Source organism: Microlunatus sp. Gsoil 973 (genome assembly GCF_009707365.1).
Classification (GTDB): domain Bacteria; phylum Actinomycetota; class Actinomycetes; order Propionibacteriales; family Propionibacteriaceae; genus Microlunatus.
Genome location: NZ_CP046122.1, coordinates 4,147,982 through 4,172,439, shown reverse-complemented (window position 1 = coordinate 4,172,439; position 24,458 = coordinate 4,147,982). Strand labels below are relative to the sequence as shown.

At 66.8% G+C, this 24,458-nt stretch carries 23 protein-coding genes and 1 pseudogene; 9 read left to right on the top strand and 15 right to left on the bottom strand.

The window, feature by feature from the left end; genetic code table 11:
- Positions 1-125 precede the first annotated feature (125 nt).
- Complete coding sequence (locus GJV80_RS19615) at positions 126-986, top strand: serine protein kinase RIO (protein ID WP_154689348.1); 861 nt, start codon at positions 126-128, stop codon at positions 984-986.
- Here the strand turns inward: GJV80_RS19615 and GJV80_RS19610 are convergent.
- Genes GJV80_RS19610 through GJV80_RS19595 form a run of 4 tightly spaced genes read right to left on the bottom strand, consistent with a single transcriptional unit; the run spans position 919 to position 5,168 of the window.
- On the bottom strand, positions 919-2,037 hold the full coding sequence (locus GJV80_RS19610) for a LacI family DNA-binding transcriptional regulator (RefSeq protein WP_154689347.1): 1,119 nt from the start codon (positions 2,035-2,037) through the stop codon (positions 919-921). The two genes, GJV80_RS19615 and GJV80_RS19610, sit on opposite strands and share 68 nt — an antisense overlap.
- Positions 2,000-2,881 (bottom strand): carbohydrate ABC transporter permease, encoded by an 882-nt coding sequence (locus GJV80_RS19605; protein WP_154689346.1) that lies wholly within the window; start codon positions 2,879-2,881, stop codon positions 2,000-2,002. Before GJV80_RS19605 ends, GJV80_RS19610 begins: the two co-directional genes overlap by 38 nt.
- Positions 2,878-3,831, bottom strand: coding sequence for a carbohydrate ABC transporter permease (locus GJV80_RS19600; RefSeq protein WP_154689345.1), 954 nt, complete (start codon positions 3,829-3,831; stop codon positions 2,878-2,880). The genes GJV80_RS19605 and GJV80_RS19600 overlap by 4 nt, the downstream gene beginning before the upstream one ends.
- Positions 3,831-5,168, bottom strand: a complete 1,338-nt coding sequence (locus GJV80_RS19595; RefSeq protein ID WP_195909025.1) for an ABC transporter substrate-binding protein — start codon at positions 5,166-5,168, stop codon at positions 3,831-3,833. The genes GJV80_RS19600 and GJV80_RS19595 overlap by 1 nt, the downstream gene beginning before the upstream one ends.
- A gap of 409 nt (positions 5,169-5,577) precedes the next feature.
- On the opposite strand from GJV80_RS19595, the pseudogene GJV80_RS24310 reads away from it, so the two are divergent.
- Together GJV80_RS24310 and cobA are read left to right on the top strand one after the other, a co-directional pair.
- Positions 5,578-5,904 (top strand): annotated as a pseudogene (locus tag GJV80_RS24310) (NAD(P)-dependent oxidoreductase); the annotation flags it as partial.
- A 21-nt stretch (positions 5,905-5,925) separates the two neighbouring features.
- The gene (gene cobA, locus GJV80_RS24305) at positions 5,926-6,693 is read left to right on the top strand and encodes a uroporphyrinogen-III C-methyltransferase (protein ID WP_370518866.1); all 768 of its coding nucleotides are present in this window, start codon (positions 5,926-5,928) and stop codon (positions 6,691-6,693) included.
- 76 nt (positions 6,694-6,769) lie between these two features.
- Here cobA and GJV80_RS19585 read toward each other — a convergent pair whose 3' ends face one another.
- The 5 genes from GJV80_RS19585 to GJV80_RS19565 all read right to left on the bottom strand — a co-directional run bounded on the left by GJV80_RS19585 (position 6,770) and on the right by GJV80_RS19565 (position 13,488).
- Positions 6,770-7,192, bottom strand: coding sequence for a VOC family protein (locus GJV80_RS19585; protein WP_154689342.1), 423 nt, complete (start codon positions 7,190-7,192; stop codon positions 6,770-6,772).
- Positions 7,193-7,244: 52 nt separating this feature from the next.
- Positions 7,245-7,706: a VOC family protein gene (locus GJV80_RS19580; RefSeq protein WP_195909024.1), complete on the bottom strand. Its 462-nt coding sequence runs from the start codon at positions 7,704-7,706 to the stop codon at positions 7,245-7,247.
- Between the two features lie 93 nt (positions 7,707-7,799).
- Positions 7,800-9,728 carry an ABC transporter ATP-binding protein gene (locus tag GJV80_RS19575; RefSeq protein ID WP_154689340.1) on the bottom strand — a complete coding sequence of 643 codons (1,929 nt, stop codon included), beginning with the start codon at positions 9,726-9,728 and terminating at the stop codon, positions 7,800-7,802.
- Positions 9,725-11,659, bottom strand: coding sequence for an ABC transporter ATP-binding protein (locus GJV80_RS19570; RefSeq protein ID WP_154689339.1), 1,935 nt, complete (start codon positions 11,657-11,659; stop codon positions 9,725-9,727). Before GJV80_RS19570 ends, GJV80_RS19575 begins: the two co-directional genes overlap by 4 nt.
- A gap of 440 nt (positions 11,660-12,099) precedes the next feature.
- Positions 12,100-13,488, bottom strand: a complete 1,389-nt coding sequence (locus GJV80_RS19565; RefSeq protein ID WP_154689338.1) for a sulfatase — start codon at positions 13,486-13,488, stop codon at positions 12,100-12,102.
- Between the two features lie 128 nt (positions 13,489-13,616).
- Here GJV80_RS19565 and GJV80_RS19560 point away from each other — a divergent pair, with 128 nt between their 5' ends.
- A complete protein-coding gene (locus tag GJV80_RS19560) occupies positions 13,617-14,708 on the top strand; it encodes an S-(hydroxymethyl)mycothiol dehydrogenase (RefSeq protein ID WP_154689337.1) in 1,092 nt (363 codons plus the stop codon).
- Complete coding sequence (locus GJV80_RS19555) at positions 14,705-15,391, top strand: MBL fold metallo-hydrolase (RefSeq protein WP_154689336.1); 687 nt, start codon at positions 14,705-14,707, stop codon at positions 15,389-15,391. The genes GJV80_RS19560 and GJV80_RS19555 overlap by 4 nt, the downstream gene beginning before the upstream one ends.
- Before the next feature lie 616 nt (positions 15,392-16,007).
- On the opposite strand, the gene GJV80_RS19550 is transcribed toward GJV80_RS19555, so the two are convergent.
- Positions 16,008-16,979: an aldo/keto reductase gene (locus tag GJV80_RS19550; RefSeq protein ID WP_154689335.1), complete on the bottom strand. Its 972-nt coding sequence runs from the start codon at positions 16,977-16,979 to the stop codon at positions 16,008-16,010.
- A gap of 96 nt (positions 16,980-17,075) precedes the next feature.
- Between GJV80_RS19550 and GJV80_RS19545 the strand changes: the two genes are divergently transcribed.
- On the top strand, positions 17,076-17,468 hold the full coding sequence (locus tag GJV80_RS19545; protein WP_154689334.1) for a phage holin family protein: 393 nt from the start codon (positions 17,076-17,078) through the stop codon (positions 17,466-17,468).
- Positions 17,469-17,503: 35 nt separating this feature from the next.
- Positions 17,504-17,986, top strand: a complete 483-nt coding sequence (locus GJV80_RS19540; protein WP_255455591.1) for a low molecular weight protein-tyrosine-phosphatase — start codon at positions 17,504-17,506, stop codon at positions 17,984-17,986.
- Here the strand turns inward: GJV80_RS19540 and GJV80_RS19535 are convergent.
- Positions 17,983-18,819, bottom strand: a complete 837-nt coding sequence (locus tag GJV80_RS19535) for a M56 family metallopeptidase (protein ID WP_154689332.1) — start codon at positions 18,817-18,819, stop codon at positions 17,983-17,985. The two genes, GJV80_RS19540 and GJV80_RS19535, sit on opposite strands and share 4 nt — an antisense overlap.
- A complete protein-coding gene (locus GJV80_RS19530) occupies positions 18,816-19,253 on the bottom strand; it encodes a BlaI/MecI/CopY family transcriptional regulator (RefSeq protein ID WP_154689331.1) in 438 nt (145 codons plus the stop codon). The genes GJV80_RS19535 and GJV80_RS19530 overlap by 4 nt, the downstream gene beginning before the upstream one ends.
- Positions 19,254-19,412: 159 nt before the next feature.
- Between GJV80_RS19530 and GJV80_RS19525 the strand changes: the two genes are divergently transcribed.
- Together GJV80_RS19525 and GJV80_RS19520 are read left to right on the top strand one after the other, a co-directional pair.
- Positions 19,413-19,982 carry an NADPH-dependent FMN reductase gene (locus GJV80_RS19525; protein WP_154689330.1) on the top strand — a complete coding sequence of 190 codons (570 nt, stop codon included), beginning with the start codon at positions 19,413-19,415 and terminating at the stop codon, positions 19,980-19,982.
- A 33-nt stretch (positions 19,983-20,015) separates the two neighbouring features.
- A complete protein-coding gene (locus tag GJV80_RS19520; RefSeq protein ID WP_154689329.1) occupies positions 20,016-20,696 on the top strand; it encodes a Crp/Fnr family transcriptional regulator in 681 nt (226 codons plus the stop codon).
- Here the strand turns inward: GJV80_RS19520 and GJV80_RS19515 are convergent.
- From GJV80_RS19515 to GJV80_RS19505, 3 genes are all read right to left on the bottom strand, one after another.
- Complete coding sequence (locus GJV80_RS19515; protein ID WP_154689328.1) at positions 20,614-21,099, bottom strand: SRPBCC family protein; 486 nt, start codon at positions 21,097-21,099, stop codon at positions 20,614-20,616. The genes GJV80_RS19520 and GJV80_RS19515 overlap by 83 nt on opposite strands.
- Entirely contained in the window at positions 21,078-21,971 is an 894-nt protein-coding gene (locus tag GJV80_RS19510) for an N-acyl homoserine lactonase family protein (protein ID WP_154689327.1), read from the bottom strand. Before GJV80_RS19510 ends, GJV80_RS19515 begins: the two co-directional genes overlap by 22 nt.
- 119 nt (positions 21,972-22,090) lie before the next feature.
- A complete protein-coding gene (locus tag GJV80_RS19505) occupies positions 22,091-24,418 on the bottom strand; it encodes a YhgE/Pip domain-containing protein (protein ID WP_154689326.1) in 2,328 nt (775 codons plus the stop codon).
- Between the last annotated feature and the right edge of the window lie 40 nt (positions 24,419-24,458).

Genomic DNA, 24,458 nt, shown 5'->3' with positions numbered 1-24,458 from the left:
CTCGACTGGTATGCCCAGGTTGGTACGCCGCCCCGTTCGGGGCCGGCCTGAGAGGAGGAGGTGCGACGTGTCCATCGCCGTTACGGATTGCGCCCAGCTGCCGATCCACCTCTCAGGAGATTGCTTTGACTTCACACCTTCCGGAGCAGCAGAACACCGCTGATCCGTTCAACTCCCTCTTCGGCTTCGCCTTCGAGGCCCTCGATGACGTCGGACCCGACCAACGCTGGTCGCGCTATGACGATCCCGGCATTCCGATCGGCCCCGAACCAGTGCCGGACTGGGTGATCACCGACCAGGCGATCGAGACCGAACTCGGCATCCTCAAGACCGGTAAGGAGGCCGACGTCTACCTGATCGAACGGGCGCTACCGCCTGGACAGGGCGACCGCGCAGTGGTGATGGCGGCCAAGCGGTATCGGTCGCCCGACGAGCGCCAGTTCCATCGCGACACCAGCTACACCGAGTCCCGGCGGACCCGCAACAGCCGGGACCGGCGGGCCATGGCCAAGCACACCCGGCACGGCCGCTCGGTCGAGGCCGGCCAATGGGCCGCCGCCGAGTTCGGTGTGCTCTGCGACCTCTGGCAGGCAGGCGTACCGGTCCCGTATCCGGTGCAACTGGACGGCACCGAGATCCTGATGGAGTTCATCACCACCGTCGGCGGGACGGGCGCGCCGCGGCTGGCGCAGACCAGGCCGGAACCTGATCAACTCGAGTCCTACTGGGAGCAACTGCATCAGGCGATGCGCGTGCTCGCGGGTCGCCAGCAGACCCACGGCGACCTGTCCGCCTACAACATCCTGGTTGCCGACGATCGGCTGGTGATCATCGATCTTCCCCAGGTCACCGACATTGTCGGCAACCCGCACGGTATGGACTTCCTGGCGCGGGACTGCCGCAACGTCTGCGACTGGTTCAGTCGACGCGGGCTGCTGCTGGACGCCGATGATCTGCTGGCAGAGCTGATCTCGTACGCCTGGTAGCCGGGTCGGCCGGACCGGTGCTGTTCCGGATCACCAGATCGGTGGCCAGGTCGACCCGGGGCGCCTCGGTGCCGAGGTCAAGATCAAGAAGCATCGCGCTGGCCTGCCGGCCCATGTCGAGCAACGGCTGCCGTACGGTGGTCAGCGGCGGCCCGGCCCACTCGGCGACGCTGAGATCGTCGTAGCCGACGACCGAAAGATCATCAGGGATGCTGAGCCCCGCCTGTCGAGCCGCCTCGTAGACACCGAGGGCCATCAGGTCGTTGCAGGCGAAGATCGCTGTCGGCCGGTCCGGCGCCGCCAGCAGTCGCCTGCCCAGCTCCAGGCCGCTGTCGCGTTCGAAATCCCCGGCAAGGATGAGCTCCTCGCAGACGGCGACGCCCGCCTCGTCCATCGCCGACCGGAAGCCGGCCAGCCGCGCCCGGGAGCACATCATCTGTTCCGGCCCACCGATCACCGCGATCCGGCGGTGGCCGAGACCGAGCAGATGCCGGGTCGCGATCAACCCGCCGTTCCAGTTGGCTGAGCCGACCGACGCCACCCCCGGTGCCGGATCACCGGCCGGATCGACGATCACGAAGGGGATCCGCCGCGACCGCAACTGGCGCAGCTGCGACTGCGAGACCCCGGACAGCACCAGAACGACGCCGATCGGGTTGCGCTGCATGACCCCGTCGATCCACTCCGGACCCGGGCCGCTGTAGTCCCCGCTCTCGGTGACCACGACACCGAGGCCGCGGGATCGGGCCACCGCCTGGACGCCGCGCAGGATCTCCAGCGCCCAGACGGTGGTGAACTCGACGAACACCAACTCGATCAGCGGCGCGCTGTCGCGTAGGCCGCGCCGTTGGTAGCCGTGCCGGTGCAGTTGCGCCTCCACGCGCGCCCGGGTGGCGTCCGAGACGCCGGTCCGGCCGTTCAGCACTTTCGAGACCGTGGAGACGGATACGTCGGCGGCCGAGGCGATCCGCGACAGGGTCGCCCGGGACAGCGGCGACTTCTCTCCAACGGCCTCATCGGCCGGCAAGCGCACCCCCGATGCCGCCGACACTGAAGTACCTGTTCAGCGCGGCGAACATGATCACCGGCGGCAGCATCATGACCACGGCAACCGCCATCACCAGGCCCCAGTTGGTCGAGTTCTGCTGGAAGAAGGTCTCCAGGCCGACCGGCAGGGTGTAGTTGACGTCGGACCGCAGGAAGACGACCGCAACCAGGTAATCGTTCCAGGCCAACAGGAAGCTGAAGATCGCCGTTGACAGGACCCCGGGCAGGGAGTTGCGGAGCACGACCCGGAGGAATCCGCCGAACAACGAGCAGCCGTCCATCCATGCCGCTTCCTCCAGCGAGATCGGGATCGAGTCGTAATAGGCCGCAAGCATCCAGATCGCCACCGAGAGGGTGGACCCGACGTAGACGATCACCACGCCGCCAAGGTTGTCGACCAGGTCGAGCTTGGCGAACAGGATGAACAGCGGAATCACCGCAGTGATCACCGGCAGCGACTGGACGACGAACAGGACCAGCGAGTAGGACGACACCAGCCGGTTGCGTACCCGGGAAAGGACGTAGCCGGCCGGCGCCGCGACGGCGACAGCGATCACCACTGTCACCAGGGTGACGCCGAGACTGTTCTCCAGCCAGTACACGACGTTGGTCTGGGTGAAGACCAGACCGAAGTTCTCGAAGGTGAAGCCGGTCGCCGAACTGCCCTGGCCCGGCTGCAACGAGAGGTAGCCGACAGCGACGATCGGCACGATGACGATCATCGTGACGAACAGGATGACCACGAAGCGCCACCACCTGCCGCGTTCGTCCAACGGCCGGCTCCTGCGCCGCGGAGCGGGCCGCGGGCTGACCGTGGCAGCGCTGTGCTCCAACATGGTTTCGGTCATTCGATGTTCACCTTTGCGATCTGGCGGTACAGCGCGACCGAGACGACAACCAGAACCGCCGTCATCAGGAAGGCGATGGACACGCCCGTCCCGGTCTGGAAGTCCTGGAACACGGTCCGATACGCCATTACCACCAGCGAGGTCGTGGAGTTCACCGGTCCGCCGCCGGTGAGCAGGAAGATCGTCGGGAAGTCGTTGACGCAGAAGATCGTCATCAGGATCCAGCTGATGTAGGTCGAGCGGGAGATCAGCGGCATGGTGATGCTACGGAACGTCTTCCAACCGGACGCACCGTCGACCTTGGCGGCCTCGTAGACGTTGACGTCGACCGACGTCAACGCCGAACTCATCATCATCATCATGAACGGGAAGCTGATCCAGACCTTGAACACGCACACAGTGATCTTCGCCAGGATCGGTGAGCTGAGGAACAGTACGTTGCCGAAGCCGAGCGCCTCGGCCAGGATCGGCAACGGGCTCTGCGGTGTTGCGACCAGCCAGTTCCACGACGTTGCGGACACCACCACCGGGACCACCCAGGGCAGCAACAGGAGTACCTTGAACAACCCGCCCGCAGGGATCCTGGTACGAAGCATCATGGCCAGTGCGAGGCCCAACGCCCAGCTGCCGAAGACGCCGGTCACGGTGAAGATCAAGGTGAACAACGCGGAGTCCCAGAAGGCACTCTGCGTCAACACGTTGATGTAGTTGTCCAGTCCGACGAAGGTGCCGGTCTTGATCAGCGTGCCGTTGCGGACCGACTGCAACGCCGCGTACAGCAACGGATACAGGTTGATGAGCAGCAGGAGGACCAAGGACGGCACCGCGAACAGGACCAGCGTCAGCGCGCCGCGGGTGGGCCGCCGGCGCGGCGAGGCGCCGGGGCGGCCGACACCGGCAACCCCGACTCCTCGCCGTGCCTTCTCCAGGCCTTCGGAGACGGCTGACATCAGCCCAGGGCCTTGATCGCCTTGGCGGTCGCGTCCTGGAGCTTGGTCAGCGCTGCCCTGGCGGTTGTCTTACCCCCAAGCACGGACTGGGTGAACGTGTCCATGGAGGGCGTGCCGTCGACCGTGGTGACGCCGAGGAACAGGGCCTTGGATCCGGGTGCCGCCCACGTCCGGGAGATCGGCTGGTACTCCTCGATCGCCTTCACCGCGTTCTTGTCCTTGCGGAAGCCGTCGGTCTGGGTGATCGACTTCAGCGGCGGTAGACCGATGCCGGTGTTCTGGGTCCACAGCGGAGCCATGTTCTTGTAGTAGTAGGTCAGGAACGCCTCGGAGGACTTCTGGCTCGGCGTGTTCGTGTACATCATGATGTTGTTCGGGAAGTAGAGCATGCCCTTCTTGCCCGACGGGCTGGTCAGCGGGCTGCCGACCGTGATCTCCTTCGCGACCGTGCCGCCGATGTTGTTGGCCAACCCGGCGGTGTCGAAGCCCATCCCGAACTTGTGCGCCCTCCACTGGGACTGCGCGTTGGCACTGGTGTAGCTGGGGCTGCGCGGATCGACATAGCCCTTCTGCACACATTCCAGGACGAAATCGATCGCCTGGATGTTCTCCGGCGTCACCATGTTGGGCTCATGGTTGGCGTCGAACAGGCCGCCACCATTGCCGATCATCCAGCTGACCAGGATGTGGCCGCCGGTGTACGCACCCGCACCCGCGGCCGTTCCGTAGCCGTAGATGTTGTTCTTCTTCAGGGCCGCACACACCTTGAGGAAGTCGTCCCAGGTCTTCGGCGGCTCGACGTCCGCCTGGTCGAGCAGTTTGGTGTTGTACCAGAGCACGCGCATGTCGAGGTTGTACGGGACCGCGGCGAAACCCTTGTCGACCTTCATGGTGTCGATCAGGCCCGGCAGGAAGTCGTCGTACAGACCGTCCTCCTTCCACGAATCCAGCAGATCGTCGGCGTAGGCGATCTTGCCCTGCGCCTCGAACTGGAATGCCTGCGTGCCACCGCCGGAGCTGACGGCAGGACCGGTGTTCGAGGCGATGGCCGAGGAGAAGGTCTGGGTGAAGTTGGCCCACTGGATCACCTGATACGTCGCCGGGCTGAGCCCAGCGGCCGGCTTGTAGCTGGTGGTGATCTTCTTGTCGAGCGGGTTGAACTGGGTGTTGCCCCAGGGCATGTTCCAGAACTTCAGCGGCTTCGCGCCGCCGCTCGAGCCGCCCGTGGCGGCCCGGTTGCATCCGGTCAGCAGTCCGGCTGTGGCGATCCCGGCAGTGCCGGCGACGCCGAGGAACCCCCGGCGGGACAGCGCTGGACGCGGATTCGGAGATGCCATGTCTTGTCCTTCCGAACCCGTCCCGAGAGCCGGGTTCTTTGTTCTTCGTCGAACGAAAACTATCGAGGCCGGCGTTCGACTTTGACCCCATCCGGCGACTCGACCAAGGATGATCCCGGCGTCGCACGTTGTCAACCGCATGCAACGATTCAGTGACGACTTCGCTACCGGATTGTTGCATATCCCGGTGGATGGGCCGCTGGACCGGACCGATTAACCCGATCTGACTAGGTCATATGGTGATCGCACCCAGATCAACGCTTGATCTGTCGGCTGCCCGCACGATCACACCTCATGGCCTTCCTCAACGCGGGGCCGGCGGCGAAAATCAGCAACCGCAAGTATCGACCATTGTGCGAAAACCTTCGCGGATGGACACCGGCGAGCGAGTGGCCAGCGGTACGGGAGAATGACACTGATCCCGCCGGAGCGGGAGGTTCGATCAACCCGTGGAGATGGCGTGGGTTCCTGGCGTGGCATTGAGGTGGGCGACCGGCAGGTCGTGCTGATCGGTGCCGGCCCGCTGGTGCCGACAGTGGTGACGGCCCTGCTCGAGGCCGGCGCGCTGGTGCGGGTGGTCGCGGACGGGGTCGGACCGGCGATCCAAGACCTGGCCGATCGTGGCCGGCTGGAGTTGATCACCGACCGGCCGGTGGCGGATTCGATCGACGGAGCTGCTCTGGTCGTAGCTTGCTCCGGTGATCAACGCGATGATGATCACGTGCTGGCTCTGGCGGCGGCGGCGAACCTCGCCGCAGTGCGGCTCGAGCCCGGTGCCGGAGGTCAGGATCGACAACGGGCCGGCCGGGTGATCCTGGTCGGTGGTGGGCCCGGTGATCCGGGGCTGCTCACGGTCGCCGGACTCGACGCGATCAGGAACGCCGACGTGATCGCTGCCGACCGCCTTGCGCCGCTGTCTGCGCTGGCTCACGCCAGACCGGAGGCGGAGATCATCGACGTCGGCAAGATCCCGCGTGGCCCGGGCGTCGCCCAGCGAACCATCGAGGAGTTACTGGTCGATCGCGCGCTCAAGGGAAACACCGTCGTCCGCTTCAAGGGTGGCGACAGTTTCATCTTCGGCCGCGGCGGGGAGGAATGGCAGGCCTGCGCGGCAGCCGGCATTCCGGTGACGATCATTCCCGGCGTCACGTCCGCCAGCGCCGCCCCTGCCGCCGCCGGCATCCCGCTGACCCATCGTCAACTCTCCCAGGGATTCACCGTGGTCACCGGACACGTCCCGCCGAGCGACCGGCGGTCCACGGTGAACTGGGAGGCACTGGCACAGTCCGGACTCACTCTGGTGATCATGATGGGCATGGCGAACCTGGCGGTGATCACCGACGCGCTGATCGGTTACGGCCTGGATCCGGCGACACCGGCGGCCGTCGTCGCCGACGGAACAATGTCCTCGATGCGTACCGAGCGCGGCACACTGACCGACATCGCCGCCCGCGCGGCAGAGGCCGGCCTGGGGGCGCCGGCGACCGTCGTCATCGGGTCGGTCGCCGGCTTCACCCCTGCCTGATCACGCGCGGGATCGATCGCGCGGGCTTCAATGATGCCGGATCGATCGGGCGATCACCGGCAGTCGGCAGTGCTGGTCAGGCCTGCCACAGGGTGAGGCAGAACGGATGACCGGCCGGGTCGAGCAGCACCCGCCAGGTCTCCCCCGGCTGGTGCTTGGGCTGAGTCGCACCGAGTTCGACCGCCGCCCTGGCAGCCGCGTCGATGTCAGCCACCTTGAGATCGAGGTGGAACTGCTTGTCGCTGGCTTCGTCCGGCCAGGCCGGAGGATGGAAGTTGTCCACCTTGCCGAATCCGATGGCCGGACCCGCTTCTCCGGTCAGCATTCCCACATTCTCGTCCTGGTAGGCGATGGTCATCCCCAGGAACTTGGAGTAGAAGTCCAGCAGCGGCTTCGGATCTTCGCAGTCAATGGTGAACATCGCAACAGCGGCCACCGGTGCGGCGTCCTCGGATTGAGCTGTCTTGGTTTGAGTTGCATCAGATTGTGCTTCGGTCATGCAGACAGCCAAGCACGGCCGGGAGCGTACGTCTTGAAAGAACCCGACAGGATCAGTCGGGCTGCGACTGGGGCTGCGACGCCGGCGGGGACTCCGTCTGTGAGCCCGGTGGCGCCCCCTTCGGCGACGGAGCCTTGAGTCCGATCCGGTAGCCGTCGGGATCGACGACGATCGCGAAACGCTGGCCCCAGGTCATATCGGTCGGCTCCTTGCCGATCGTGCCGCCGGCGGTGTGCAGGTCGTCCACGACAGCCTGCAGGGCATCGGCCGATTCGAGTTCGAGATCGATCTGCGGTCCGCCGGATGTCGGTCCGGGTGTGGCGGCATCCCACCAGCGAGCGAACTCCGGTGAGTGCAGCACAACGGTCACGCCGCCGTTGTCCGCGACCCAGGCCTCGACGGCGTCGACCCCGAGCCGACTCCGGCTGCGGAAGCTGAAGCCCAGCCGCTGGTAGAAGTCCCGGCTACGTTCGAGATCCGCGACGACGAAGTTCACCTGCACCACGACAGCCACAGGTCGATGGAACCACAAAACCCCGATCGTCGGCATGACGCCGCACGATCGGGGCTGGTGGCTGTTGGACCTGGCCAGCCTCGCGGGTTGAGGTCAGGCCAGGGATTCTTCCCAGGCGTCGTGGAGAGCCGCGTAGCGGCCACCTTGGGCGTGCATCAGTTCCGCCGGGCTGCCGTCCTCGATGATCCGGCCGTGTTCCAGGACCAGCACCCGGTCTGCGATCTCGACCGTGCTCAGCCGGTGGGCGATGATCACCGCGGTCCGACTGGCCAGGATCGTCTGCAGCGCCTGCTGCACCAGTCGCTCGCTGGGAATGTCCAGGCTGGAGGTGGCCTCGTCAAGGATCAGCACCGCCGGATCGGCCAGGAATGCCCGCGCGAACGCGACCAGCTGCCGTTGCCCGGCAGACAACCGGCCACCACGCTTCTCCACGTCGGTGTCATAACCCTGGGGCAGCGCCGAGATGAACTCGTGCGCACCCACCGCCTTGGCGGCGTCGATGACCTCCTGGCGGGACGCCGACGGCTTTCCGAAGAGGATGTTGTCGGCGATCGTCCCGTCGAACATGAAGTTCTCCTGGGTGACCATGACGACGTTGCGGCGCAGATCGTCGTCCGACAGGTCCCGCAGATCGATGCCGTCCAGGGTGATCCGGCCGCCGGTCGGATCGTAGAACCGGGAGATCATCTTCGCGATGGTCGTCTTCCCAGCGCCGGTGGTGCCGACCAGGGCGACCGTCTGCCCCTCCGGAATGGTCAGGTCAAGATCGGGCAGGACCGGTCGATCCTCCACATAGGCGAAGTCGACGTGCTCGAACTCGACGCGGCCACCGGCCCGGTCGATCGGGGTCGGCTTGGTCGGCTCGACGACGGTCGGCCGCTCCTCCAGGACGCCGGACAGCTTCTCCAGCGCCGCCGAGGCGGACTGGAAAAGGTTGTAGAACTGGCTGATGTCCTGCATCGGATCGAAGAACATCCGCAGGTAGAGCAGGAAGGCGGTCAGTACGCCGATCGTCAGATCACCCTCGAGCGCCCGGTAGCCGCCGTACAGGACGACGATGCCGATGGTGATGTTGCCGATCAGCTTGACGCCCGGCATGAACAGGGCGACCAGCCGGAACGCGGTGGTGTTGACGTCGCGGTAGCTACCGGAAAGATCCTCGAAGATCTCGGCGTTGCGCGGCTCGCGGCGGTACGCCTGGACCGCGCGGATGCCGGTCATCGTCTCAACGAACTGCACGATCACCATCGCCGAGAACTCCCGGACCTTCCGGTATGTCTTGGAGGAGTTCACCGAGAACCAGCGGACCAGCAGCATCAGGATCGGGAAGCTCAGCAGGCAGACGATGCCGAGTTTGAGGTCCATCGTCAACAACATCACGCCGACGCCGACCAGGATGAGGACGGCGCGGATCAGGCTGTCGAAGCCGCCGTTCAGCATCTCCTGGATGGCTTCGACATCGCTGGTCAGCCGGGACACCACCCGGCCGGACGTGTACCGGTCATGGAACTTCACATCCAACTTCTGGAAGTGCTTGAACACCCGGCGACGTACCTCGAGAAGGACGTCCTGTCCGACCCTCCCGGACATCCACTGGAAGGCGATCCGGCTGGCGCCCTGGACGATGATCGTCACCAGCATCGCCAGCACGATCATCACCAGGGTGTGGATGCTGCCGTTCTTCATGATCGGTGGCACGCCGCGGTCGATGCCGAGGCTGACCAGGAACGGGATGGCCAGCCGGGCGGCGTTCTCCATCACGACGACCGCGATCATCACCCCGACGGTGAACTTGTGCGGGGCCAGCAGGTTGCCCAACAGTCGACGGCTGCGGTGTTTGAGGAAGACGCTGCCCCGGGCGCTCAGCTCGGAGCTGTCCTCAGCTCCGACCCCGCGCCACTCCTTGACATTGTCCTCGGCCTCGGCAACGCGTTCGGCGAGGCCACCGAGCCGGGGCAGGCCCGGCTTGGCGGTCCGGGCCTTGCGGCGTGACTCGTTCTTGGTCTGGACCGGCGCGCTCATCGGGCGACCTCCTCGAGCAGATCGAACTCGTCCTGCGGGTTGAAGTCGGCGCTGAGCAGTTCGCGGTATTCCGGAACGGTATCCAGCAGTTCGGTGTGCGAGCCGACGTGGGTGATGGTGCCGCCGGACAGCATCGCGACCCGATCGGCCAGCAGCACTGTGGACGCCCGGTGCGCGACAACGATGCCGGTGACGCCGGCCAGCACTCGCTTCAGTGCTTGCTCGACGAGCGCCTCGGTGTGGATGTCCAGCGCCGACAGGGTGTCGTCCAGGACCAACACGGCCGGCTTGGTCAGCACCGCGCGGGCCAGGGCGAGCCGCTGGCGCTGTCCGCCGGACAGGCTCATGCCCTGCTCACCGATCCTGGTGTCGAGGCCCCAGGGCAGGTCGTAGACGAAGTGGGCCTGGGCGACGTCGATCGCCTCGTCGATCTCGCTCTCGGTCGCGTCGGGCCGGCCGAGGGTGAGGTTCTCCCGGGCGGACATCGAGAACAGCGTCGGCTCCTCGAACGCTGTCGCGACGACCTGGCGGAGGTCCTTGAGTCGCATGTCGCGGATGTCGAGGCCGTCGATGGTGATCCGTCCGTCGCTGACGTCGTACAACCGCGGCACCAGACCGGTCAGGATGGTCTTGCCGGAGCCGGTTGCCCCGACCACGGCGACCGTCTCGCCCGGCGCAATGTCGAGGTTGACGTCGTGCAGGACCGGGCCCTCGGCCTTCGGGAAGGTGAAGCCGACGCCTTCCAGCCGGAGGTGGCCACGGACCGGCTGGTTCAGCTCGGCTGGGCCATCGGCGATCTCGATCTCGGTGTCGAAGATCTCGGCCAGCCGGTCGGAGGCCGTCATCGCCTCCTGCGCCTGGGAGATCTGCATACCGAGGGTGGCGATCGGCATGGTCAGCGAGGTCATCAGGGTGCTGAAGGCGACCAGGGTGCCCAGGGTGACCAGTTCGTGGCCGGCGGCGTAGGCGCCGAGGGCGAGCACGACGACCAGGGTCGCGTTCGGGATCACCTCGAGGAAGGTCCAGAACTGCGCCTGCAGTCGCACCTTCTGCATCGAAGTGTCGTACAGCTGGACGCTGCGCTTGTCGAACTTGGAGAAGATGTAGTCGGCCCGGCCGAAGGACTTGATGACGCGCAGACCGTGTGCACCCTCCTCGATGGTCGAGGCGACGTCACCGGTCTCGTCCTGGATCCTGCGGGAGAGCCGCACGTACCGCCGGTTGACCTTGAAGCAGAGCCAGACGATGGGCGCGATCGAGATCAGTACCACGACTCCGAGCGGCCAGTACAGGTTGAGCAGGATGATCGTCACGACGATGATCTGCCCGGAGTTCAGGAACAGGAACAGCAGGCCGAAGCTCAGGAAGCGGCGGATGGTGGACAGGTCGCTCATGATCCGGGAGAGCAACTGCCCGGATTCCCAACGATCGTGGAAGGGCATCGGCAGCCGCTGGAGCTTGGCGTACAGGTCGATCCGGATGTCGTACTCGACGCCCAGGGTGGCCTTGGAGACCAGCCACCGACGCAGGAAGATCACGATCGCTTCGACGACGCCAAGACCCACCGCCGCCGCGCCGAGCGTCCACAGCCCACGATGGTCGGAGTGGGTGACCGGGCCGTCGATGACCGCCTTGGTGACCAGCGGGACGACGATGGTCGCAGCGACGCTGAGCGCGCCGAAGATGAACATGGAGACGAACCGGCCGAGGTACGGCGTCATGTAGCTGCGCATCCGCAGCAGCGACTCGTACGAGCGGCGGGGTCTGGGGTTGCCGTCCTTACCCGGTTTGGGCGCTGGCGGCGGCAGGATCGCCGCAGGACGGTCGAGGGCGGTCAGCAGCCGATTGGCAGTGGCCGGCTCCTGGTCGGTGTTCGGGAGGTCCTTCTGTGGTGACGCCGTTGACGTCGGTGCCGATAAATCGGCGGACATGGGGCATACCTCGGTGATTCAGGGGCGGAGAGCAGTGCGGTGGCGCGCTCTTTGAGGCTCACAGGACCCACCTGACGTCGCTGGTCGGACCGCGTTGCGCGAGTCCGCTTGCACGGACCGACCGGCAATGACGGCGGGGCCGTGGCCAGTGTGCAAGCTCAACGCGGGTTGAGGTCAACTGGGATCCCGGAAGCCTTGGTGCGAAGAGTTTCTTCGCAGCCGGGTTACTACCCTATCCGACATCCGTCGGAACTCATTCATCGTTTTACCGACGATTCGCCCACCTATTGGATTCCACGATCAATCCCATACGTGAGGTCTATCGGCGATTGTGGAGCCGCGGAGCAACCGCTGTGGTTGCGGAGCCCGCGGAGCAACCGCCCCGGAAGAAGTCCGCGGACCGAACCGACCCGGGGGTCCGGGTCGCCCCCGAACCCTCGCTATCGCGAGCGCCCACCCGGCGGCAGCCGCAGGAAGCCGACCGCGTTGGCGTGTGCCGGACTGGTGACAGCTCCGTCGAGCAGCGGATCGTCGGTCGATGCCATCCAGTCGGCCAGGTCGGCCAGCAACTGAGCCCGGACCTCCGCGTGGTCGGGATCCAGCCCGAGATCATTCAGTTCGTACGGATCTGCCTCCAGGTCGTACAACTCGACGGCCGGGTGGGAGCCGATGTTGCCGTTGGGCGAGACGACGGGGGTGCACCGGCGGTTCCAGGACTGGCTCGGATCCATGAAGGTCGGTGCCGAGCTGAAGTTCATGATCAGCTTGTACCGGTCGGTACGGATCGACCGGCGCGGGTCGTAGTAGTCGTGGTAGGTCATCTCGGCGAAGACCGCATGCCGCGCGTCGTACGACTCCGGCCGCCCGGAAAGCAGCGGCGCAAAACTCCGTCCCTGCAGGTCGGCGCCGTGGGTGCCGATTCCGGCCGCGTCCAGCAGGGTCGGTACGACATCAAGATTCACGAGCAATTGATCCAGGCGTACGCCTCCGGTCCAACCGCCGGCCGGCCAACGGACGGCGAAGGCGATCCCCAGGCCGGGGTCGTAGAGCGAGCACTTGGCCCGCGGCAGCGCAAGACCGTGGTCGGTGGTGAAGATCGTGATCGTGTTGTCGGTCAGGCCGAGCCGGTCGATGGTCTGCAGCACCCGCCCGACGGCATCGTCCATCAGCCGGATCGCTCCCTGCAGTTCGGCGACCTCCTGCCGCGCCGGTTCGTCGTCGACCAGCCAGCCGGGCACCTGGATGCCCTTGCTCGAGTCAGGCTCGACGTGGTTGCCGAGAAATCCCATGACGCCGGGCGCATCCCGGTCGCCGGACATCCGGTGCGGTTCGGTGAAACCGATCTGGACGTAGAACGGCTGTTCGGCTCCGGCCAGGCGAGCGAGGGCGTCGTCGGACTTGGCGACGATCACATCAGCCAGTCCACCGGTGTCGACCCGGTCGAAGCCGAGCCGCTCGGCGACCTGGTCGGCGGGGCCGGTCTTGGACTCGTGATGCATCCCGACCAGTTCGGTGCGATAGCCGGCTGCTGAAAGCCAGGAGGCCAGATGCCGCTCATCGGCATGCAGGTCCCAGTCGAAGCCGTCGTGGGTCAGGCCGAGCACGCCGTTGCTGTGCGGCCACCGGCCGGTGAACAGGCTGGACCGGGACGGGCTGCACTGCGGCGCGGGGCAGAACATCTGGTCGGCCAGCACTGCGTCGGCCGCGAAGTCGTCCAGGTTCGGCGAGCTGACGGCAGCGGCGCCGTAGGCACCGAGATGGCGGCCCAGGTCGTGACAGTGGATCAGCACGATGTTGGGGCGGTGGTTTGTGGCAGTCGTCTGTGACATCGGGACCCATTCTTGCGGATCGACGCCCAAGGCTCGCTCATGCGGGGTGTGGGTCTGTCCGGGACAGAAGCTTCCTTCTACGATGCTCGGTACGGACCGCACGACTCCATCGACGTGAAGGGGCAGCCATGCCGCAGCAGGTGAACGGTGTGATCTCGCGAGCCAAGGGTGCGCCGGTCGAACTGGTGCCGATCATCATCCCCGATCCCGGACCCGGGGAGGCTGTCGTCGAGATCCAGGCCTGCGGCGTCTGTCACACCGACCTGCACTACCGCGAGGGCGGCATCGGCGAGGACTATCCGTACCTGCTCGGCCATGAGGCGGCCGGTGTCGTGGAATCGGTCGGCGACGGTGTCACCGAGGTCGCCCCCGGTGACTACGTGATCTTGAACTGGCGAGCGGTCTGTGGCACCTGCCGGGCGTGCAAGCGTGGCCGTCCCTGGTACTGCTTCGCTACCTTCAACGCCGATCAGAAGATGGCCTTGGCCGACGGCACGGAGCTGTCTCCTGCACTGGGCATCGGTGCCTTCGCCGACAAGACCCTGGTCGCGGCCGGGCAATGTACGAAGGTCGATCCGGCCGCCCGGCCGGCAGCAGCCGGTCTCCTCGGCTGCGGCATCATGGCCGGCCTCGGTGCGGCGATCAACACCGGCAACGTGACCCGCGGTGACACGGTCGCCGTGTTCGGTTGCGGCGGCGTCGGCGGTGCGGCTGTCGCCGGTGCCCGACTCGCCGGGGCAAGCAAGATCATCGCGGTCGACATCGATGACCGGAAGCTCGAGCAGGCCAGGACGCTCGGCGCGACGCATGTGATCAACTCGCGGAACACCGACCCGGTCCCGGCGATCGCCGAACTGACCGGCGGGTTCGGCACCGACGTTGCGATCGACGCCGTCGGCCGGCCGGAGACCTGGAAACAGGCGTTCTACGCCCGTGACCTGGCCGGGACCGTCGTGCTGGTCGGCGTACCGACGCCGGAGATGACCCTGGAGATGCCGCTGCTCGACCTGTTCGGTCGCGGCGGCTCGCTGAAGTCCAGCTGGTACGGCGACTGCTTGCCGGAACGGGACTTCCCGATGTTGATCGACCTGTATCTGCAGGGACGATTGCCGCTGGACGAGTTCGTCAGCGAAGAGATCGGCATCGGTGAGGTCGAGGCGGCCTTCGCGACGATGGCCTCCGGTCAGGTGCTCCGGTCGGTCGTGGTGATGGGTAAATGAGCGAGTGGGATGCCGAGTTCGAGGTCGAGTCGGAATCTGACGAGGATCCCGACTTCGGCCCGCACGGCGATGCCCGAATCGATCATGCGGTCGCCAGTGGCACCTTCACCCTGGACGGGCAGACGTTCGACGTCGAGAACAACATCTGGGTCGTCGGCGACGATGCCGAATGCGTGGTGATCGACGCGCCTCACGACGTCACCGAGATCCTCGAGGTGATCGCGAACCGGAGGGTGATCGCCATCCTGTGCACCCACGGCCACGATGATCACGTACGGTACGCGCCGGATCTCGGCCTGGCCACGGATGCCCGGGTGTTGTTGCACCCGGACGATCTCCCGGTGTGGCGACTCACCCACCGGGCGCCACCGTCCGGCAGCCTGCATGATCACCAAGTGATCCCGATCGCCGACGTTGATCTTCGCGTGATCCACACACCCGGGCACACGCCGGGTTCGGTGTGCTTCTACGCCGAGGAGTTCCCGGGCTACCCGGCGGGGGTGGTCTTCACCGGCGACACCCTCTTCGAGGGCGGTCCCGGGGCGACCGGACGCAGCTTCTCCGATCACGACCAGATCCTGGAGTCAATCCGGACCAAGCTGCTCACGCTGCCCGACGCGACCGTGGTGAAGACCGGACATGGACCGGACACAACGATCGGCGCCGAGCGCGACAACGTGTGAGACCAGTTGTGAGACCGGGCGCCAGACCGGCGCGAGAACCGGGCGCGAGACCGGGTGATCGAGGCCGCACCACCGTTCCCGCACCGGATACTCGATCGCGCACCACGTGGTCCGCGTCGCACCACTTACTCGACCGCGCACCACCTGCTCGGTGCCGCACCGCTTGCTCGACCGCGCACCCGTTGCAGCCGGTGCGGGACCGAGCTGCCGGTGCGGGACCGAGTTACCGGTGCGGGACCGACCGACCGACCGCCCCGTACGGACCGCCTACCGACCGCTCCCGCACCGCTTGCTCAACCGCGCACTACCTGCTCGGCGCCGCACCGCTTGCTCGACCGCGCACCCGTTGCAGCCGGTGCGGGACCGAGCTGCCGGTGCGGGACTGAGTTGCCGGTGCGGGACCGACCGCCCGTACGGACCGTCCCTTACCGACCCGCACCGCACCGCTTGCTCAACCGCGCACCACCTGCTCGGCGCCGCACCGCTTGCTCGACCCCGCACCCGTTGCAGCCAGTGCGGGACCGAGCTGCCGGTGCGGGACCGAGTTGCCGGTGCGGGACCGAGTTACCGGTGCGGGACCGACCTAGCGCGAGCCCGCCGAAGGATCCGCTGATGATCAGCGGGGCAGCTCCGCCGGATAGCGCGGGGTGTACGCCGCCTCCAGCTGTGTGATCTCCTCATCGGTCAGCTCGAGGTCGAGTGATGCGATGGCGTCGGCGAGGTGCTGCGGCCTGCTCATTCCGACGATCGGTGCGGTGACCACCGGGTTGGAGTTGACCCACGCCAGTGCCACCTGGGCCGCCGGTACGCCCCGCGCGTTCGCCACGTCCAGCACCGCTTGGACGATCTGCCGATCGCTGTCCTGGTAGAGATTCTGGCCGAAGGTGTCGGTCTCCGACCGCTTCGTGGTCTCCTCCCACGGCCGGGTCAACCGGCCCCTCGCCAGTGGGCTCCACGGGATCACGCCGACTCCGAGATCCTCACACAGCGGCAGCATCTCCCGCTCCTCCTCGCGGGCGAGAAGGTTGTAGTGGTTCTGCATGCTCACGAACGGGGTCCAGCCGTTGATCATCGCCACGTACTGCGCCTTGCTGAACTGCCAGGCGTACATGGATGACGCGCCGATGTAGCGCGCCTTGCCTGCCGTGACGACGTCGTGCAGGGCCTCCATCGTCTCCTCGATGGGCACGTTCGGATCGAAGCGATGGATCTGGTAGAGGTCGACGTAGTCGGTGCCCAGCCGACGCAACGAGTTGTCGATCTCCTGCAGGATCGCCTTGCGGGACAATCCCTGACCGTTCGGGCCATCGCTCATCCGGCCGTGCACCTTGGTGGCCAGAACGATGTTGTCCCGGTTCCCGAAGTCCTTCATCGCCCGGCCGGTGATCTCCTCGCTGCTGCCGGCGGCGTACACGTTGGCGGTGTCGAAGAAGTTGACGCCGGCCTCGATCGCCTGCTTGATCAGCGGACGTGCCTCGTCCTCGGTGAGCGTCCAGGGACGTCCCTTGTTCGGATCACCCCAGGACATGCAGCCGGCGCAGATCGGCGATACCTGCAGGCCGGTGTTTCCCAGTCGTACGTATTCCATGATCGGAGAACCTACGCCGCCGACCCGGAAGCCTGACGGCGGGATCAGGTGTCTCACCGATGCCGCCGCTGGGTCCGACGTGGCACCATCGGTGTCATGAGATGGATTGTGCGACTGCTCGCCAATGCCGCGGCCCTTGCGGTCGCGACGTGGTTGCTGAGCGGCATTACGTTGACCGCGTCCGGTACCGGCCGGAAGGTCCTGGTAATGCTGGTGGTCGCCCTGATCTTCGGTGTCGTCAACGCCATCGTGAAGCCGATCTTCAAACTCGTCACGCTGCCGATCCTGCTGCTCACCCTCGGCTTGTTCCTGCTGGTGATCAACGCATTGTTGTTGATGCTGACATCGTGGCTCGCCGGCCAGTTCGACCTCGGCTGGCACGTCGGCGGCTTCTGGACCGCGGTGCTCGGCGCCCTGATCGTCTCCGTGGTCAGTTGGCTGTTGAACACGTTCCTCCGCGACCGTGACGAGAACCGGGTTCGCCGGTGACCACGGGCGAGCCGGTCAAGCCCGACGTCGAAGTCGTGTTCGTCTGTTGGGGCAACATCTGTCGATCGCCCATCGCCGAGCGAGTCGCCGAGCAGCGGGCGTCCGCAGTCGGGCTGTCGGACGTTCGGTTCAGCAGCGCGGCCACCAGCACCGAGGAACTCGGCCGGCCGATGGATCCGCGGGCCGCAGCGGTGCTCCGGCAGTACGGCTATCGCGACGGTGACCACGTGGCCCACCAGATCACCGCCGAGGAGATCGACGGCGCCGATCTGGTTATCGCGATGGAGCCGCTGCACATCGAGCGGATGCGACGCCTCGGCGACGTGGATAGCGCATTGGACGAAGGCCGGATGGCGCTGCTGACCGAGTTCGACCCGGACGCACAGCCGGGTTCGGGCGTGCCCGATCCGTGGTACGGCGGACCGGAGGGTTTCGAGGACACGCTGGCCGCTGTCGAGGCAGCCATCCCGGGCGTGCTCGATCGGATACGCGAGTTGCAGCAGCAGTCGGTGAGCTAGGCGGCCAGCGCCAGCCGCTCGGCGCGAAGCGCGAGGACGTCGTCCCCGCCGGTCTCGGAGTGGTTGGCCAGCTTGGACAGCGCGGAGATCAGGTCGGCCCGGCCGCACCGGCGGACGGCCGCGTCGTCGGCGATCAGCTCGATCAGCAGCGCGGTTGCCCGGGTCAGTTGCCGGGCGGCCCGGATCTGCGGGAAACAGGCCCGGTTGAGCATCGCCAGGCGGGACACCAGCAGGTGGATGCTGCGCAGATGCGCCCGCTCGTGTTCGATGATCGCGCGCAGCTCCCCGGACGACAGCCTCAGGTCGAGATCGGCCGAGACGATCACTTCCGCGGTCCGCCCGCCCAGGCTGCAGGCCACCGACCTGCGGCCTGCGACATAGGTCACCGAGAGCCCGTCGATCTGCTCCCGCCGGTAACCGGACCTCGCGATCACGGCGCCCAGGTCGGCCCGCAGCCGGCGCTGGTCGCCGATCAACTCGCGTGCCCTGGTGGCGACCAGACTGATCACGGCGCCGGCCACCGCCAGGGTCGTCCAGCCCAGCACGATGCCGGTGACCCGGACGACGGTGTCGATCCCCGGAGTCGGTCGGAAGCCGAAGGTCGAGGCGAGCAGATCGGCACTGTAGGACTGTTCGACCTGGATCCGCCAGCCGAGCCAGATGCCGATCCCTCCCGATCCGACGGCCGCCAGGACGCCGGAAAGGAAGACCGCGTACCACAGACTGAGGCAGAGCCGAGGGCGGAAGATACGCCAGTCGCCGCGGGTCAGGATCTGCGGCCCCACCAGCAGACTGACCAGGGCGTACGCCGCCAGGACCAGCGCGATGATCATGTGTCGGTCCCCGAAACACCCGCACCGGATCCACCCGCACCGGATCCACTCCCACCGGATCGACCTGCTCCCGAACGGCGACGGGTCCGGCCCTCGAGCGCCCGGCGCAGTACCTCGGCATCCGAACTGTCCAGGTCGCCGGCGAAACGCAGCAACACCGCCCGCCGGTCGCCGGTCTCCTGCAGCGACTGCAGCATCGACTCAACGGCGCGATCCGATTCCGACTGCGCGGCGCGGAAGGTGATGTTGGTCCGGGCGTCGGACCGGTGCACAAGACCCTTGCGACGCAGGCGGTCCAGCACAGTGAGGACGGTGGTGATCGCCGGAGCGTCCGGCCCGAATCCCGCCTGGATCTGCTTGGCGGTCCGCGGCTGGTCGGCGGCCCAGAGCTGACGCATCACGTCCGCCTCGAGCTGGCCACGGTCGCGGGGCATCGGGTCCTCCTGTTCTACAGCCGGTAGAAGACACCCTATTGCCATCGCGCGGGCCCGCTGGCACACGGCGGAGGGACGTGGCGATTGCCCGCGGTGTCCACCCGTGTTTTGCTGGGTTCCTCAGGTGCCGCACCGGCATCTCGTGCCCGAGGAGGAACGATGTGCGCCTACAAGGTCGGCTACTTCATCGGCAGCCTGTCATCGACTTCGGTCAATCGGATTCTCAGCCGTGCGCTGATCAACCTGGCGCCTCCGGACCTGGATTTCACGGAGATACCGATCGGAAATCTGCCGTTGTACAGCCAGGACTTCGACAACGACTACCCGCCCGAGGCCCGGGCACTCAAGGAGGCGATCGATGGCTCGGATGCCGTGCTCTTCGTCACTCCGGAGTACAACCGGTCCATTCCGGGGGCGCTGAAGAACGCCATCGACTGGGCGTCGCGGCCCTGGGGACGGAATTCCTTCGACCATGTGCCGGCTGCGGTGATCGGCGCCTCGCCGGGACAGATCGGGACGGCCGTGGCCCAGCAGAGCCTCCGCGCGGTGCTCAGCTTCTGCAACGCGCGACAGATGACGGCGCCCGAGGCGTACATCCAGTTCGCGCCGGGGGTCTTCACCGAAGCGGGTGAGGTCACCGACGACTCGACCGCGGCATTCCTGCGGGACTTCATGCAGGAGTTCCGGGTACACATCGAACGGGTGTTGACAGTCCTGCCACGCTCCTGACCGGGAACAACCCGGCCGTGTCATGCTTCGACGGTGATCGACGTCCGGAGCGCAGCGGCGTCGGGACCGCTGGTCCGGTTGCCGCCCGAAGTGCTCACGCGGTTGCTCGACGGCCACACCGTGATCCGCGCCGCCGCCGGCGGAGTCCTGTACCGGCCGGGTGAGACAGCAGGTTTGCACCTGGTGGTCGACGGGCTGGTCCGGGTGTCGATGGTCTCCGAAGGAGGACGTCAGGTGACCGTCCGGTACACCCGACGCGGCGACGTGCTGGGCGTACCGGTCATCGTCTCGGGGCCGGCACCGGTGTTCGTCCAGGCCGTTACCGACGCGGTCGCTGTGGCCACCCGGCCCGGCGTGCTCACCCAGATCGCCCGGCAGGACCCGCGGGTCGGCATCTGGCTGGCCGATGAGCTCGCCGCCCGCGTCGACAGCCTGCTCCAGGAGCTGGCGATGAACGCCTTCTGGCCGGTACGCCGACGGCTGGGTCGGCATCTCCTCGACCTGGCTGCCGACGACCAACAGGGCGACACGCTTCTGGTCAGTGCGAGCCATCAACATCTTGCCGATGCCGTCGGAAGCGTTCGCGAAGTCGTCGCCCGCGTGCTGGCCGACTTGCGCTCGGACGGCTTGGTCACGGCCGAACCGGGCGGTGTCCGCCTGCTTGCCCCGGAGGCCTTGGCCGCGTTGCCGGGCCGGCCTCCAACTGAGCCTTGAGCTGTTGCAGGTTGTCGGCGACGGCGGCCCGGATCCGAGGCATGGCGAGGGAGTCGGCCAGCCGGAGCAGCCCGGAGGATTCGAGATGCATGGTCGAGGTGAGCACGGTGGCGTCCGCACTCCCCCGGAGCTGATACCGGCTGAGTGCCTCGAAAGCCCCGAGAGTCCCACGGATGGCCACGCTCCGGTCCGGGTCGAACTCGATGACCTCGAAGCTCTCGGTGGCGGGTCGCGGAATGGTCCGGGTCTGGCTGTAGCGCGCGCCGAGCCCGACCAGGCCGCTGCCGACCCGCCGGGTCTCGGTGATGGCGTAGTTCCACAAGGGCAGGTTCTCGAAGTGGGTGAGAAAGGCGAAGACCTGTGCCGGTGACCGGTTGATCGTCACGACGTTGCGCAACTGCATGGCTGATGCTCCTGGGCGTCTCGCAGCCGCTGCGCGGCGGTGGGGTCGTGGGCCGGAAGGACGACGAGTCCGGGCAAGGTGCTGCGCAACTGGTTCACCAGTGCGGTCGCCCGGCGCATCTGGTGTTTGTGGCCCACTCCCGGAAGTTGTCCGGCGGCCAGCAGTTGGTCGTCGTAGGTCAGGTCGCCGACCATGAGCAGTGGTGTCTGGCCGGGTCGACGTACCAGCATCGACAACGAGCCGGGTGTGTGACCGGGCGTTGGCAACAGCACCAGGCTGCCGTCGCCGAAGAGATCGTGCCCGTGGGTGAACGGCGTGATCATCGGATCGGCGAGCGGTTCGATGTCAGGGTGCCGCCACCGGAGACCCGGCAGGTCGATGTGATTGCGCATCAGGCCGCGGGCCGCCGCGAACGGGGTCGACAGTGACTGCCATTCGGCGCGGCTGACCAGCAGCTCGGCGTGCCCGACTTCGGCGAGTCCACCGATGTGGTCCTCCTGGTGCAGGTGCGAGATCACGGCGACGTCGACATCGGCCACGTCGTGGTCCAGTCGCGCGAGCCCGGCGGTCAGCGTCTGGTCCTGCGGCACCGCGAACCTGGCCAGATGCGAGTAGACAAGCCCGGTGGGACCGGTCGGAAAGTAGTCCGGGTCGGTCACCGAGGCTCGGTCCTGTCCCGTGTCGAAGAGCACCAGTCCGTCGCGGTGCTCGACGACATAGACGTTGATCGGTCGCGGCGCGGTCCAGCGGCGCGATGTCGCCAGCCAGACGTAGGTGTTCAGCTTGGTTGGACCGACATGTTCCGGCCGGATCGCAACCGAACCCGTGCTCAGCACTGACACGCGGGCGATGGGGTCGCTGTTGGTACTCATCGGATCTCCCTTGCCTACCGTGCCGCTGGTGCGGCACTGGAGGCAACTCTGGATGCCCCAGCGCTCGGCCGCAGTGACATCGGTCCGCGCGGCTGTGACAAAGGTCCGCACGGGCCGGATCAGGTGGTTCGCGCCGGTCCGAGTGAGGTTGTCGTGGCGACGCGGCGTCGCGCGACGGCCAGCAGCGAGGCCAGGAAACCGATGACCAACCAGCCCACCAACACGGCGACCTGGTGCCCGGCTGCGGTGTGGCCGGTGACGATCATCCGTACGCCGTCCAAGGCCGGCGTGATGGGCAGATAGGGCCGGACGCCGGCGAAGAAGCCCGGTACGGCGTTGGTCAGGGATCCCGCTGCAGCCATCACCACCACGGCCAGGGAGACGAATCGTCCGATGCCACCGAGCCAGCCGACCAGCGCCTGGTTGAGGACGGCGAAGGTGACCGCCGCGAACGTCGAGAAGGTCAACAGACCAAGACCACGTCCGACGGAGAGGTCGAGCATCACCGAGAGCATGATCGACAGGAGCACCGCCTGCACGGCACCGATGATCACGCCGGGTGCCACGCCCTCCAGTGCCAGCAGCAGCGACGACTTCTGCGAGCCGAACGCCTCCGAACTGACGGCGCGAACGATCAGATAGGTGGCCAGGCCACCGATCCACAGTGCCAGCGCCAGCAGCAGCGTTGTCGTCGTCGCGTTGGCGAAAAGACCGTCGGGCTGATCGCCGGTGACAGGCGCGCTGGCGACGTCGGACAACTGCTTGCGGTCGGAGCCGGAGTAGGTAGGGATCTGGTCCGCGGCCTTGGTCAACCCGGACGCCAGTTGGTCGGCACCGTCGGCGAGTTGCTCGGCGCCGTCGTGCAGTCGGGACAGCCCGTCGCTCAGTTGGTCGGCGCCGGTGACCGACTGCGTGGTCCCGGCGGCCAACTGCTTACCGGCGTCGTCCAACTGGCCGATACCGACCGCAAGTTGTTGTGCGCCGGTGTCGAGCTGGGCGGCTGCCTTCTGCAGTTTCTGGGTGCCACCGGCCAACTTGCCGGTGGCGTCGTGCAGTCCGGCGAGGCCCTTGTTGATCTTCTTCGCTCCCCCGGACAGGCCGGTTGCACCGGTGGCGAGTTGATCACCGGCGTCGCCGATCGAGCCGGCGGCGGTGGACAGCTGCTCAGAGCCTCTGCTGATCACCTTGCCGCTGCGGGTGAGTCGATCACCGCCGCCGGTGATCCGTCGGGAACTCGACGTGAGTCGATCAGCGGCCGACGCAGCCTGCGTCGTGATTCCACTCGCGGTGGCCGCGGCACCCTGCTGCATGCCGGCGATGAAGTACTGGCACTCGGTGTCGGTCATTTCGGGTCGGCACACGTCCGGCGTCGCACCGTCGCTCACACCCTTGCCCACCGCCTCCGCAATGGAGCCCACACCGGTGACGTACTGGTCGACACCGTCGACATATCGATCGACCCCGGAGGAGTACTGATCAACGCCGTCGACGTAGCTGCCCACGCCGGTGGCGTACGGGGCGAGGCTGTCGGTCAACCGCCCCACGCCGTTGGTGTACTTCTTCACGCCTTCGGCGTAGGTCCGCACGCCGTCGGTGTAGCTGTCCATGCCGTCGGCAAGCTTGCCGACGCCCGCGTCGAGTGCCGCGACGCCGGTATTGGTCCGGGCGATTCCGTCGTGCAATCCGGAGATCCCGTCGGCCAGGCCGGCGGCTCCGGTGTCGGTCTGAGCAATGCCGTCGGACAGTTGGCCGGTGCCGTCACTGAGCTGATCCAAACCGGAGGTCAGCTGCCTGGCGCCCGTCGCCGACCTGCCGATGCCGTCGCTCAGCCGGTCGACGCCGTCCGAGACCGACGAGGCACCGTCGGCCGACTTCCTGACGCCCTGCTGGGTCTGGTTGAAACCCAGATACAGGTTGTCCAGGTACTGCTTGGTCAGCTGGTTGTTCAGCGAACTCACCGCGGCGCTGGAGATGGCCTGGGCGATCGCCGCGTCGGTGACACCGGAGACCTTCGAGGTCTGCACGTCGAGGGTCGCCTGCTCAGCCCGGTCGCCCTTGTTGTGTGAGTACGAGGTCGCTGCCCTGGAGAAGTTCGCCGGGATCGTCACCACGGCGGCATACCGGCCGTCACCCAGCCCGTCGGAAGCATCCCCGGCGTCACTGATCACCCAGTCGAAGTTCTGCCTGCCGTGATCATCCGCCGGGCCGTCGTCGCCGCCTTTGACCAGACCTGAGGCGAGTTGGCGGCCCAGCGGTACGGTCTGCCCGTTGATGGTCACCGGCTTGTCGGTGTTCACGATCGCGGCCTGGACCTTGTCCCAGCGCGAGGACGAGTCCCAGGTCGCGGCGAGGAATCCTCCGGCCAACATGATCGGCACCAGCAGTGCGCCGAGCAGGGAGATCCAGCCGACTCGGCGGCTTCCGGTGGTGCGCTCCAGATTGATCATCGAGTCGGTCTCCGGCCTTGTCCGCTATGTGTGATCATGT